This window comes from Bradyrhizobium sp. 31Argb (assembly GCF_043638955.1).
GTDB lineage: Bacteria > Pseudomonadota > Alphaproteobacteria > Rhizobiales > Xanthobacteraceae > Bradyrhizobium.
In genome coordinates this window covers 1-13,215 of record NZ_JBEGDB010000227.1, presented here as the reverse complement: position 1 = coordinate 13,215, position 13,215 = coordinate 1, and the positions used below count along the sequence as shown (strand labels likewise).

At 63.2% G+C, this 13,215-nt stretch carries 12 protein-coding genes; 8 read left to right on the top strand and 4 right to left on the bottom strand.

What is annotated here, in order from left to right; translation table 11 throughout:
• Positions 1–96: 96 nt before the first annotated feature.
• Positions 97–327 (bottom strand): hypothetical protein, encoded by a 231-nt coding sequence (locus tag AAFX91_RS31185; RefSeq protein ID WP_130582317.1) that lies wholly within the window; start codon positions 325–327, stop codon positions 97–99.
• A 280-nt stretch (positions 328–607) separates the two neighbouring features.
• Between AAFX91_RS31185 and AAFX91_RS31180 the strand changes: the two genes are divergently transcribed.
• The 3 genes from AAFX91_RS31180 (at position 608) to rocF (ending at position 5,222) form a co-directional block, all read left to right on the top strand.
• Entirely contained in the window at positions 608–3,133 is a 2,526-nt protein-coding gene (locus tag AAFX91_RS31180) for a glycogen/starch/alpha-glucan phosphorylase (RefSeq protein ID WP_394569169.1), read from the top strand.
• 195 nt (positions 3,134–3,328) lie between these two features.
• The gene (locus tag AAFX91_RS31175; RefSeq protein ID WP_394569168.1) at positions 3,329–4,144 is read left to right on the top strand and encodes an acyl-CoA thioesterase; all 816 of its coding nucleotides are present in this window, start codon (positions 3,329–3,331) and stop codon (positions 4,142–4,144) included.
• 109 nt (positions 4,145–4,253) lie between these two features.
• On the top strand, positions 4,254–5,222 hold the full coding sequence (gene rocF, locus AAFX91_RS31170) for an arginase (RefSeq protein WP_394569167.1): 969 nt from the start codon (positions 4,254–4,256) through the stop codon (positions 5,220–5,222).
• An 83-nt stretch (positions 5,223–5,305) separates the two neighbouring features.
• Here rocF and AAFX91_RS31165 read toward each other — a convergent pair whose 3' ends face one another.
• The 3 genes from AAFX91_RS31165 to AAFX91_RS31155 all read right to left on the bottom strand — a co-directional run bounded on the left by AAFX91_RS31165 (position 5,306) and on the right by AAFX91_RS31155 (position 8,785).
• Positions 5,306–5,671 carry a hypothetical protein gene (locus tag AAFX91_RS31165; RefSeq protein ID WP_394569166.1) on the bottom strand — a complete coding sequence of 122 codons (366 nt, stop codon included), beginning with the start codon at positions 5,669–5,671 and terminating at the stop codon, positions 5,306–5,308.
• 166 nt (positions 5,672–5,837) lie between these two features.
• Complete coding sequence (locus tag AAFX91_RS31160; RefSeq protein ID WP_394569165.1) at positions 5,838–7,454, bottom strand: phosphoenolpyruvate carboxykinase; 1,617 nt, start codon at positions 7,452–7,454, stop codon at positions 5,838–5,840.
• A 596-nt stretch (positions 7,455–8,050) separates the two neighbouring features.
• Positions 8,051–8,785, bottom strand: coding sequence for a HugZ family protein (locus AAFX91_RS31155; protein ID WP_394569164.1), 735 nt, complete (start codon positions 8,783–8,785; stop codon positions 8,051–8,053).
• A gap of 229 nt (positions 8,786–9,014) precedes the next feature.
• Here AAFX91_RS31155 and AAFX91_RS31150 point away from each other — a divergent pair, with 229 nt between their 5' ends.
• The 5 genes from AAFX91_RS31150 to AAFX91_RS31130 all read left to right on the top strand — a co-directional run bounded on the left by AAFX91_RS31150 (position 9,015) and on the right by AAFX91_RS31130 (position 13,006).
• Positions 9,015–9,716, top strand: a complete 702-nt coding sequence (locus AAFX91_RS31150) for a response regulator transcription factor (protein ID WP_027579989.1) — start codon at positions 9,015–9,017, stop codon at positions 9,714–9,716.
• Between the two features lie 114 nt (positions 9,717–9,830).
• Positions 9,831–11,636 (top strand): stimulus-sensing domain-containing protein, encoded by a 1,806-nt coding sequence (locus AAFX91_RS31145; RefSeq protein WP_394569163.1) that lies wholly within the window; start codon positions 9,831–9,833, stop codon positions 11,634–11,636.
• Positions 11,633–12,148, top strand: a complete 516-nt coding sequence (locus tag AAFX91_RS31140; protein ID WP_394569162.1) for an HPr kinase/phosphorylase — start codon at positions 11,633–11,635, stop codon at positions 12,146–12,148. Before AAFX91_RS31145 ends, AAFX91_RS31140 begins: the two co-directional genes overlap by 4 nt.
• 133 nt (positions 12,149–12,281) lie before the next feature.
• Positions 12,282–12,683, top strand: coding sequence for a PTS sugar transporter subunit IIA (locus AAFX91_RS31135; protein ID WP_027579987.1), 402 nt, complete (start codon positions 12,282–12,284; stop codon positions 12,681–12,683).
• Positions 12,680–13,006 (top strand): HPr family phosphocarrier protein, encoded by a 327-nt coding sequence (locus AAFX91_RS31130; protein WP_130582325.1) that lies wholly within the window; start codon positions 12,680–12,682, stop codon positions 13,004–13,006. The genes AAFX91_RS31135 and AAFX91_RS31130 overlap by 4 nt, the downstream gene beginning before the upstream one ends.
• Positions 13,007–13,215 lie beyond the last annotated feature (209 nt).

The window sequence follows — 13,215 nt, the reverse complement described above, 5'->3', positions numbered from 1 at the left end:
CAGCGATCCGATCACCTCAAAAGCTCTTGTGCCACGGGGGCCGTCCACATATGGGTCCCGGCGTTCGCCGGGACGACGAAGCAGATCGCCCCCGTCTCACATCGCCGACAGCATCTTGTCGCCACAATAGTTCGCGTAAAACCTGCCGCCGCATTGCCGCTTGATGGCGGCACAGCGGGCGGCAGGAGTTGCGCTTTGTGGCATGCTGAAGCCGCAGGTCAAGCCGTCGGCGCTGCGCCCGGGCTTGCCGGCGGCGAAAGCGGCGCTGGTGACGGTGATGCAGACGATGAACAACACAGCGGCTGCGATTTCGATCAGCAGTCTCATTGGTGCCCTCTCGGTGATGATGATTGTGCCGCCTAATATGTAACCATACCACCGAAGCGCGTCGCCTTGAGGTCGCAAAATCGGCCCGGTCCTTGCATAAAATCATACCAGCGCGGTGCACAACAACCGGCTGGGCGGTTCCGATTGAAGTGCAAGACGCGTATCATTCGTTGTCCAGAGCATGATCCGAAAAGATCATGCTCAAACAAGGCGATTAGATCATGATCCGATTTCGTCTCATCGGATCATGATCGAGTCCCCCAAGTTCAGGATTGCCGCGTTGCAAGAACAGTCTTTCTCAGGAAGCTATCCGGCGCTCAATCAGCCGATCGATGAATTGGCGCTGGCAGAGATCAAGGGCGCGATCCTCGCCAAGCTGAGGCTGGAGATCGGCAAGGACGCCAGCGTGGCGACCAAGCGCGATTGGTACAAGGCGGCGGCGCTCGCGCTGCGCGACCGCATCACCCATCGCTGGCTCACGGCGGAAAAAGAGAGCTACGACGCCGGCGCCAAGCGGGTCTATTATCTTTCGCTGGAATTCCTGATCGGCCGCCTGTTCACCGACGCGCTCAACAATATGGGCCTCTTGCCCGTATTCGAGGGAGCGCTCGGCGATCTCGGCGTCGGCCTTGATGAACTGCGCAAATGCGAGCCTGACGCGGCGCTCGGCAATGGCGGCCTCGGGCGGCTCGCCGCCTGCTTCATGGAAAGCATGGCGACGCTGACGATCCCCGCCATCGGCTACGGCATCCGCTACGATTTCGGCCTGTTCCGCCAGATCATCAATCACGGCTGGCAGCAGGAATATCCGGACGAGTGGCTGGGCTTCGGCAACCCCTGGGAATTCCAACGGCCGGAAGTCGTCTACAACATCCATTTCGGCGGCACCGTCGAGCATGTCGATGACCACGGTCGTGACATCGCCATCTGGCACCCGGCGGAAACCGTGGAGGCGATGGCCTACGACACGCCGATCGTTGGCTGGCGTGGCCAGCGCGTCAACGCGCTGCGACTTTGGTCGGCGCATGCGCCGGATCCGTTGAAGCTCGACGTCTTCAACACCGGCGATTATGTCTCAGCCAGCGCCGAGCAGGCGCGCGCCGAGGCGATTTGCAAATTCCTTTATCCGAACGACGAAAGCGCCGCGGGGCGCGAACTGCGCCTGCGGCAGGAATATTTCTTCGTCTCGGCCTCCCTGCAGGATTTGGTGAAGCGGCACCTTTCGGCCGACGGCCAGCTCCGCAGCCTTGCGATGAAAGCGGCCGTGCAGCTCAACGACACCCATCCGAGCCTCGCCGTAACCGAGCTGATGCGGATCCTGGTCGACTTGCACCATTTCCGCTGGGACGAGGCGTGGAAGATCACGGTCGCGACGCTGTCCTACACCAACCACACGCTGCTGCCGGAGGCGCTGGAGACCTGGCCGGTCGAGCTGTTCGAGCGGCTATTGCCGCGGCATCTCGAGATCATCTACCGCATCAACGTGCAGCACCTGGCGCTCGCCGAAGAGCGCTGCCCAGGCGACATCGAATTCCGCGCCGCAGTATCGCTGATCGACGAGAAGTCGGGCCGCCGGGTGCGGATGGGGCAGCTCGCCTTTGTCGGCTCGCACCGCATCAACGGTGTCTCGGCGATGCATTCCGATCTGATGAAGGAGACAGTATTCCACGATCTCCACCATCTCTATCCCACGCGCATCACCAACAAAACCAACGGCATCACTTTCCGCCGCTGGCTGATGCTGGCCAATCCGAGACTGACGGGCCTGATCCGCGACGTCTGCGGCGAAGCCGTGCTCGACGATTTCTCGCTGTTCGAGCGGCTCGAGTCCCATGCCAGCGACAACGCGTTCCAGCAGCAGTTCCGCGACGTCAAGCGGCACAACAAGGTGCTGCTGGCGCGGCTGATGGCCGAGCGCAATCACATCAAGGTCGACCCGTCGGCGCTGTTCGATGTGCAAATCAAGCGCATCCATGAATACAAGCGGCAACTCTTGAACATCCTGGAAGCGGTCGCGCTGTACCAGGCGATCAAGGATGAGCCGCAGCGCGACTGGGTGCCGCGCGTGAAGATCTTCGCCGGCAAGGCGGCGGCGAGCTACCGCTACGCCAAGCTGATCATCAAGCTGATCAACGACGTCGCCGAAGTCGTCAACAACGATCCCGCGATCGATGGTCGGCTGAAGATCGCCTTCCTCGCCGACTACAATGTCAGCCTGGCCGAGGTGATCATCCCGGCCGCCGACCTATCGGAGCAGATCTCGACCGCGGGCATGGAAGCCTCCGGCACCGGCAACATGAAGCTCGCGCTGAACGGCGCGCTGACCATCGGCACGCTCGACGGTGCCAATATCGAGATCCGCGACCATGTCGGCGCCGAGAACATCGCGATTTTCGGCATGGAAGCCGGCGACGTCATGGTCCGCCGCAAGCAAGGGCTCGATGCCAGCGACCTGATCGGCAGCTCGCCGCGGCTGGCGCGCGCGATCACCGCAATCGAGAGCGGCGCGTTCTCGCCCGGCGATCCTGCCCGCTTCGCCTCGATCGGCCACGCGCTGCGCTATCTCGACCATTACATGGTCAGTGCCGACTTCGATTCCTACTACGACACCCAACGCGGCATCGACGCACGCTGGCAGGTGGTGCCGGCATGGACCCGGGCCTCGATCCTCAACGTGGCCCGGATGCCGTGGTTCTCCTCTGACCGCACCATCCGCGAATACGCCGAGGAGATCTGGAACGTGCCGGTGAAGCCGCCCACGCCGCGCGCCTTCAAAGAGCAGGCGCAGTGGGGAGCCAAGCGCTAATTCCACGCGACGGAAATCGATTACCTCCGACATCATTGAATTCGGCAGAATAGCCGCGATACTGCAGATGACGCGCGCCGTCATTGCGAGCGAAGCGAAGCAATCCATCTCTCCACACGCGCGGACGGATGGATTGCTTCGTCGCTGTCGCTCCTCGCAATGACGGTGTCGCTTGGGCTGCAACCAAGGAATCACATGCTCACCAAGACCCCGCACCTTTTCGACGATGCCACCGCGGTCACTGCCGGCGATAGCCGCTGGCAGGGGAAGACCAGCGACGACTATTGGGCGTTTGTCGGCCCGTTCGGCGGGGCCACCGCGGCAACCATCCTGCGGGCGCTGATCGACCATCCGCAACGCGCCGGCGATCCGCTTGCACTCACCGTCAATTATTGCGCGCCGGTCGCGCAAGGCGCCTTCGATCTCGATGTCCGCCTGGTGAAGGCCAATCGCTCGAGCCAGCACTGGTCCGTCGAGATGACGCAGAGCGGCGGCGAGGTCGCAACGCTTGCGACCGCCGTGTTCGCCGAGCGCCGCCCGTCCTGGTCGCACCAGCAGGTGAAGTCTCCGGACGCAACGCCATTCGAGCAGACCCTGCCCTATCCCAAGACCGCGGCATCGTGGGTCAAGCAGTATGACTTCCGCTTCGTCGAGGGCGAGCCAAAATTCGGCACGCCATCGAGCACCGCGCCCGAGACCTATTCCAAGCTTTGGATCAGTGACCGCGCGCCGCGCAAGATCGATGCGCTCTCGCTGATCGCGATGTCGGACGCTTTCTTCGGCCGCGTCTTCCACGCCAAGCGCGAACTGGTGCCGTTCGGTACGGTGTCGCTGACGTCCTATTTCCACGTCGACGCCGCCGACCTCGCCGCCGAGGACATCACGCGCGTGCTGGCGGCTGCCGATGCCAAGATCTTCCACAAGAGCTATGGCGACCAGAACGGCGAGTTGTGGTCGCCCTCCGCCCGCCTGCTCGCCACCACCACGCAGATCGCCTATTTCAAGGCGTAACCAGGAAGGCGTAGGGTAGGCAAAGCGAAGCGTGCCCACCATTTCTTGCGGAATGTCGATGGTGGGCACGCTGCGCTTTGCCCACCCTACGAATTGAGAGCAGCGGCACATGTCCGAAGCTGAGCAGCAAAAACCCTCGCACATCGCACTCCTCGGAGTTCCCATCGAGATCGGCGCCGCGCAGGCCGGCACGCTGATGGGGCCGGCGGCGCTGCGCACCGCCGGGATCGCGCGCGTGCTGGAGCAATTGGAGCTTCGCGTCGACGACCACGGTGATCTCTCCATTCCCGCGGTGGTTTCGGACGGGCCGGTGCCCGCGAATACAAAGTTCTATGAGGAGGTGAAGACCTGGATCCGCCTGCTCTCCGAGCGCGCCTACTGGCTGGCGCAATCGGGCGCGGTGCCGATCTTCATGGGCGGCGATCATTCGCTCTCGATGGGGTCGATCAATGGGGTTGCGCGCTTCTGGCAGGAGAAGGGCCGGCCGCTGTTCGCACTGTGGGTCGACGCGCATGCCGACTACAACACGCCCGACACGACAATCACCGGCAACATGCACGGCATGTCGGCCGCTTTCCTCTGCGGCGAGCCAGGGCTCGACAACCTGCTCGGCGGCCTGCCGCGCGCCTCGATTACACCTGATCAGCTCGACCTGATCGGCACCCGTTCGGTCGACCCGCTGGAGCGCAAGCTGTTGCGCGAACGTCGCGTCGCCATCGCCGACATGCGCGCCATCGACGAATTCGGCGTCGCCGTGCTGATCCGCCGCGTGATCGATCGCGTCAAGGCGAGGAACGGCGTGCTGCATGTCTCGTTCGACGTCGACTTCCTCGATCCTTCGGTCGCGCCCGGCGTCGGCACCACGGTGCCGGGTGGCGCAACCTACCGCGAGGCGCACCTGATCATGGAGCTGTTGCACGATTCCGGACTGGTGCGCTCGGTCGACATCGTCGAGCTCAATCCCTTCCTCGACGAGCGCGGCCGTACCGCACGTGTTGTCGTGGAGTTGATCGGCAGCCTGTTCGGGCTGCAGATCACCGACCGCCCGACACCGACCAACGCGGTGCTGCCGGATTGATATGGGCGAATACCGAATAGGGAATGGCGAATGAAAGCCATTGCCAACCGAATTCGCTACTCGCCATTCGCTATTCGCCTTCTTCAAGTATCCTGCGTCGCGTTGCCGGTGACGAGCGTCGTATTGCCCGACACGGGATCGGTCATGACGTTCTTCACCTGCGCATTGCCTTGCGAGGCGAGCGTGAACTTGGTGTCGCCGATCCGGAACGAATTATCCTTGATCAGCACCTGCTGATACTGGACGGCTGTACCGCTCTGGTATTTCACCTGGGCGCGGAATCCGTTCACCTGCGAAATGCTGAACTGGAATTTCTGGCCGTTCGAATAGGTGCCGTCCCAGGTGCCCTGGTAGCTCGCGGGATCGACATTGACATAGGGCGTATTGGAAGGCGTCGAGAGCGACGCCGAGGCGTAGGAATTCTGAAGAATACTCATGATGTCGCCCATCGCGCCCGCCGTGCTCCGTTGATCAAGATGCACGAGTTACGAACCGAAGGCGGTTAACGGGCGCTTGCGAAGTGTTTCCGGATGTTGCTGGCTGCGATGCAGACACGTTCCGGAACAGAAAAAGGGCGACCGCGGGTCGCCCTTTTTTCTTCGCGGAAATCTGAGGCTATTCGGCCGCGAGCTTCACGTCCGGCGCGGCGGCGCGGACTTCGGCATCGACCTTGCTCTCGAACTTGGCGAAGTTCTTCTGGAACATGCCGACCAATGCACGAGCGGTCTTGTCGAACTCGACCTTGTCCTTCCAGGTGTTCACCGGATTGAGGATCTCGCTCGGCACACCCGGCAGCGCGGTCGGCACCGCGAAACCGAAATATTCGTCGGTGCGGAATTCGACATTGCGCAAGCTGCCGTCGAGCGCCGCGGTGAGCAGCGCGCGCGTGACCTTGATCGGCATGCGCGAGCCTACGCCATACTTGCCGCCGGTCCAGCCGGTGTTGACCAGCCAGCAATCGACATTGTGCTGGGCGATCAGGTCACGCAGCATGTTGCCATAGACGGAAGGATCGAGCGGCAGGAACGGCGAGCCGAAGCAGGTGGAGAATTCCGGCTGCGGCTCGGAGCCGAGGCCGCGCTCGGTGCCGGCGACCTTCGCGGTGTAGCCGGACAGGAAGTGATACATCGCCTGCGCCGGCGAGAGCTTCGCGATCGGCGGCAGCACGCCGAAGGCATCGGCCGCCAGCATCACGACGTTCTTCGGATGCGGTGCGCGGCCGGTGCGCGAGGCGTTGGGAATGAAGTCGAGCGGATAGGCGGAACGGGTGTTCTCGGTCTTCGAGCCATCGTCGAAGTCCACCTCGCGGGTATCCTCGTCGAGCACGCAGTTCTCGAGCACCGCGCCGAAGCGCTTGCTCGCGGCATAGATCTGCGGCTCGGCTTCCTTCGACAGCTTGATGCACTTGGCATAGCAGCCGCCCTCGAAATTGAAGACGCCCTCCGGACCCCAGCCATGTTCGTCATCGCCGATCAGCGTACGGTTGGGATCGGCCGACAGCGTCGTCTTGCCGGTACCCGAGAGGCCGAAGAAGATCGCGCTGTCGCCCTTCGACCCGACATTGGCCGAGCAATGCATCGGCATCACGCCGCGCGCGGGCAGATAATAGTTGAGCGTGGTGAAGACCGACTTCTTCATCTCGCCGGCATAATAAGACCCGCCGATCAGGACGATCTTGCGGGCGAAATCGATCGCGACAACGTTCTCCGAGCGTACGCCGTGACGTTTGGGATCGGCGCGGAAGCTCGGCATGTCGATGATGGTGAGCTCAGGCACGAAGCTTGCGAGCTCGATCGCCTCGGGGCGGATCAGGAGTGTGCGGATGAACAGCGAATGCCAGGCGAGTTCGGTGAACACGCGTGTCTTGATCCGATAGGTCGGATCGGCGCCGCCATAGAGATCCTGCGCGAACAGCGCCTTGCCTTCGGCGTGTTTCAGGAAGTCCTGATAGAGCGCTTCGAACTGCTCTGATGTGATCGACTGGTTGCCCGCCCACCACATGCTCTTGTCGGTGGTCGCGTCGCGAACGGTGAACTTGTCCTTCGGGCTGCGGCCCGTGAATTCGCCCGTGTCCGCGCAGAGCGCGCCATCGGCCGAGAGCACGGCCTCGCCTGCCGCAAGCGAATATTGATAGAGCTGCGGCGCGCGAAGATTCCAATGCACGCGCTTGAGATTTTTTAAGCCGAATTTGTCGGCGCCAAAGGCACCGTTGTACACGCCCGTGTTTTGCACGAAGAACCTCCTCGAACCCGCGTTTCCCATTGCGCGAATGTCGCTAAACGCGCTCAGTCGCGGTGACCTTTTCCAACAACAAATATAGCCCGAAGGCCCCGGTCCAGCGACCTCATAATGGGGCAATCAGAGCTTGCCAAGCTAGTCCCCGAATTTTGGTTTATTCCAAGGCATCCGCTCCCATGTGGTTCAAGCATTTGCTGCAGCGCAAGGCGGCTTTCTTGCCCATGGATCGCGCGACGATCCGCCGCGATCAATCCATGGCCGACATCTTTGCGATGCACAATTAATGCCATCGAACACGCCGCGCGGTTGTCCATCAACGCGTAGAATACCCGATATGCAGTTTGCGGAGATGAGACATCGGCCTTGTCGCCGGCAATGCCGTTGCACTTGGATCGCACGATCCAATCGGCGATGGGAATTGATTGCACGGCCTCACTCGACGTCGACACGCCATCGTTCGAATTCGACGGCCGTTAAGAATGCGCAGCGCGCGCAAACGTTCCGCGTCGTTGCGCATAAGAAGCATGATGCCAAGCGCGTTGACGACGGCGCTCTCATGATCATGCGCTGCGACGCCGCGCCGCTCGCGCTTACCTTTTTGCGCGCGCATCGCCAGCGAGCCGAACCAGCATCTTGCGCAGCTCCGCAGCATTGCGCACGCGCTCTGGAAATTCCAGCCGCAGCGTCCGCTTGCCCGCCTGCATGTCCATGCCCTCGGGGTCGCAGCCAATGCAGCGCCAGTCGGCACTCTCTGCCCCGAGCAGCCGGGTCGCATAAAGGTCCATGGCGTCGCGGTGAGCCTCGTTCATATGCTCGACGGCCTCAGCTTCAGCCTCCAGCCACCCCTCCGTCCCAGCCAGATCGGTCAGGAACTGTTCGGGCCTGAGATCGACGATCCGGCCGAAGCCCGCAACGAGATGGGTGGCGGAGGGGGCGATCCGGAAGAAGGAGAAATCTTTAAATTCCACAAAGGCTTCCGCGGATGGATGGGCGGCGAGGTAGCGGCGGCGCAGGAGGGCTGCGGCGTCGCCTTCCGCCTGTTCCGCCCGGCCGGCCAGCATGATTCGGGAGCCCTCCAGCGGGTCGCCTTCGGCCCGCTCATCCAGCATCAGCGACACCCGGGGGTCGGCGAGCAGGTTCCTGGTATGGACCGCCAGCCGGGAAAGCAGCAGTATCGGGGAACCGTCCGGGTGGCTCGCGACATTGACCAGGGAACAATAGGGATCACCGGTTTTCGGCATCAGCGTCGCCAAGGCGCCTTGCCGGCTCCTCCGGAGCAGGGAACGGGCCAGCCTGGCAGGGTCAAAATCAGCGGTCGGTTGCATCGAAATTACCTAGTAATTGTCTGGCCATGTGGTTGCACTTCGGGGCTTTTTTCGGGTAAACGGGCTCTAGACGGGTCGGACGCGTCCGCGGGGGGCGAGGCGTTTGGCGGAACTCGGTCACACTTCAGCCCACGTTGCATTGCTCGCTGACCGAGTCCGAAGCCCAATTATGCGGCGCATCACCGGAATGCTCGCCGTTTCAGCCAACTGGAAAACTGAAAGCAGGCTCATGCCCACAATCGCCCTGGTCGACGACGACCGCAACATTCTCACCTCTGTCTCGATAGCATTGGAAGCCGAAGGCTACCGCATCATGACATACACGGATGGTGCGTCGGCGCTCGATGGCTTCCGCACCTCGCCACCGGATCTGGCGATCCTCGACATCAAGATGCCGCGCATGGACGGCATGGAGACTCTGCGGCGGCTCAGACAAAAATCCGATCTGCCTGTGATCTTTCTGACCTCCAAGGATGAAGAGATCGACGAATTGTTCGGCCTCAAAATGGGCGCCGACGATTTCATCCGCAAACCATTCTCGCAGCGCCTTTTGGTCGAGCGCGTGAAGGCCGTGCTCCGCCGCGGCCAGCCCAAGGATCCGACCGCCGCTCCAAAGGAGCCGGACACGCGCGCGCTCGATCGCGGCCTGCTCAGGATGGACCCGGAGCGCCACACCTGCACCTGGAAGAACGAGCCGGTGACGCTGACGGTCACCGAATTCTTGATCCTGCAGGCACTGGCGACGCGGCCCGGCGTGGTGAAGAGCCGCAATGCGCTGATGGACGCCGCCTATGACGACCAGGTCTATGTCGACGATCGCACCATCGACAGCCACATCAAGCGGCTGCGCAAGAAGTTCAAGGTGGTCGACGAGGATTTCGAGATGATCGAAACCTTGTACGGCGTGGGGTATCGCTTCAAGGAAGCCTGATCCGCGGCGAAAGCTCCGCTTTGTTAACTGACACGGTCCGAACCTATGGGGTAGGGTGCGGGCCCAATAACGTGCATGATAACACCCCTCGTCAACGAACCGGCAGTCCTGCCAGTGCTTGATCGAACGCAGCCCGACCCAGCCCAGACCGTCGAGGACGCCCAGGCGCTCCTCGAGCAGGACCAGTTTGCCGACAAGGCGACGGCAAAGCGCTGGCGGCCGCTGGACTGGCTGAGTCGCGCCGGGCAGTTCTTCTTCGCGCTGTCCTTCTCGAGCCTGACCCGCCGCATCGTCTCGCTGAATCTCGCGGGCCTGGTCGCGCTCGTCGCCAGCATCCTTTACCTCTCGCAATTCCGCGCCGGCCTGATCGACGCGCGCGCCCAGAGCCTTCTGGTACAGGCCGAGATCATCGCCGGCGCCATCGCGGCCTCCGCTACCGTCGAGACCAACACCATCACCATCGATCCGGAGCGGCTGCTCGACCTCAAGCCCGGCGAAAGCTACGGCGTGCCGGACGAATATTCCGACTTCCCGATCAATCCCGAACGCGTCGCGCCGGTGCTGCGGCGGCTGATCTCGCCGACCAAGACGCGCGCCCGTATCTTCGATCGCGAGGGCGGATTGATCCTCGACAGCCGCAGCCTCTATGGCAAGGGCGACGTGTTCAGGATCGAGCTGCCGCCGCCGAACGCCGAGAAGCCGGGATTCGCCGAGCGGACCACGATCGCGATCCGCACCTGGCTGAACCGCCGCGATCTGCCGCTCTATCGCGAGCTCGGCCCGGAGAACGGCACCGGCTACCAGGAGGTCGCGCAGTCCTTGAACGGCCAGAAGAGCAGCATGGTGCGCGTCAACGATCGCGGCGAGGTGATCGTCTCGGTCGCCGTCCCCGTGCAGCGCTTCCGCGCCGTGCATGGCGCCTTGATGCTCTCCACCCAGGGCGACGACATCGACCAGATGGTGACCGCCGAGCGGCTGGCGATCCTCAAGGTCGGCGGCGTCGCCGCGGCCGTGATGATCGTGCTGTCGCTGCTGCTTGCGAGCACCATCGCCGGCCCGGTGCGGCGGCTTGCCGATGGCGCTGAAAGAGTCCGCCGCCGCATCCAGACCCGCGTCGAGATTCCCGACTTCAGCCGCCGCCGCGACGAGATCGGCCATCTCTCCGGCGCGCTGCGCGACATGACCAACGCGCTCTACAGCCGGATCGAGGCGATCGAGATGTTCGCCGCCGACGTCGCCCACGAGCTGAAGAACCCGCTGACGTCGCTGCGCTCGGCGGTGGAGACGCTGCCCTTGGCGCGCGCCGAAAGCAGCCGCTCCCGCCTGCTCGCCGTGATCGAGCACGACGTCAGGCGGCTCGACCGGCTGATCTCCGACATCTCCGATGCGAGCCGGCTCGATGCCGAGCTGCAGCGCCAGGACATGGCGCCGGTCGATCTGCGCCGCCTGCTGACGACGCTGACCTCGGTCGCCAACGAGACCAAGCTCGGCCACGACGTCGCGGTCGAAGCCCGCTTCGAGGGCCGCGGTCCGACCGACACCTTCGCGGTGCCCGGCCACGACTCGCGGCTGGGCCAAGTGATCTCCAACCTGCTCTCCAACGCGCAATCGTTCTCGCAACCGGGCGACAAGGTGCGCATCGTCTGCCGCCGCGTGCGCTCGGAGATCGAGATCGTGGTCGACGACGACGGCCCCGGCATCGGCGAGGACGCGCTGGAGCGCATCTTCGAGCGCTTCTACACCGACCGGCCGCACCAGGGCTTCGGCCAGAATTCCGGACTGGGGCTGTCGATCTCCAAGCAGATCATCGAGGCGCATAACGGACGCATCTGGGCCGAAAACCGGCCCGGTCCTGCTGATGCCGACGGCAAGCCAACGGTCGCTGGCGCGCGCTTCGTGGTCAGGCTGCCGGCGCCATGAGCGCCAGCGTGCATGCATCCGCAGTGCTGGTGGGAGAACGCGCGGTGCTGATCCGCGGCCCGTCCGGTTCCGGCAAGTCGCGCCTCGCCTTCGATCTGATCCTCGCCGGCCGCTCTGGACAGCTTCCGCCGGCCGTCTTGGTCGGCGATGACCGTGTCTATCTCGACACAGCCGGCAAAGAATTGCTGATACGGCCGGTCGCGGAATTGGCCGGGCTGATCGAGATTCGCGGGCTCGGCATCCGCCGCGTTGAGTACACACATGAGGCAATCGTCGGGCTGGTGGTCGATCTCGCCGCCGGCGATGCCGAGCGCCTGCCGCCGTCGGAAGCGCTGCAGACCGAGATAAACGGTGTTTTTTTACCGCGAATCCCCGTCGGAATAGGCTTTTCACCCCTGCTACTGGTTGTCGCAGCATTGACGACAACTGAAAGTTCATGTTCCCGTAATCTCGCGGACGATTGCTTGGGGCAAATCGGTAACCATATCAGCCGCAATATGGCCACTGAATAGACCGGTGCAGACCCGTATTTCTCCGCCCCCAAATTCCGGGAGATAGCCAAGATGCCCTCTTGCGCGGGGCCTCTGGATGGTCAAAGTGGCGCGTTCGTGCGGTGCACCAAGAAGCACCCGCGAGGAGTTTCCGATGATTGGTCTAGTGCTTGTGACCCACGGGCGCCTTGCCGACGAATTCAAGGCAGCGCTCGAACACGTAATGGGCCCACAAAAACAAATTGAAGCAATTACGATCGGAGCCGAAGACGACGCCGATCTATGTCGCAGCGACATCATCGAAGCGGTCAACCGCGTCGATAGCGGCGACGGCGTTGCGATCCTCACCGACATGTTCGGCGGCACGCCGTCGAACCTCGCGATCTCGTGCATGAGCCGGCCCAAGGTCGAAGTGCTCGCAGGCATCAATCTTCCGATGCTGGTGAAGCTCGCGAAGGTTCGCGAAGAGCGGTCGCTGCCCGATGCGATCGCGATGGCCCAGGAAGCGGGCCGCAAATACGTCACCATTGCCAGCCGCGTCCTTGCCGGCAAATGAGCGCCGAGGGCTCGGGCGAAAACGAAGTCGGCCCGACGGTTCCGGCGGGCGCGATCTCCCGTGAACTCCAGATCGTCAACAAGCGCGGCCTGCACGCGCGCGCTTCCGCCAAATTCGTGCAGATGGTCGAGCGCTTCGAGGCCGAGGTCTGGGTGACGCGCGGCAGCGAGACCGTCGGCGGCACCTCGATCATGGGCCTGATGATGCTCGCCGCCGGCCCCGGCACGTCAGTCATCGTCTCCGCCACCGGCCCCGAAGCCGAAGCCGCTCTCGACGCCATCGCCGAACTCGTCGCCAGCAAGTTCAACGAAGAAGGCGTGTAGGCGCGGTCCAATGCCTGCTCTGTAGGATGGTAGAGCGGAGCGAAACCCATCGCGATGGAGTAAGCCGCGCAAATGATGGGTTTCGCTCCGCTCTACCCATCCTACGATTCTCGCTGTCGTCCCACGAAGGCGGGGACCCATATGTGGACGGCCCCCGTGGCACAAGAGCTTTTGAGGTGATCGGATCGCTGCATCCATATGTCCGGCCT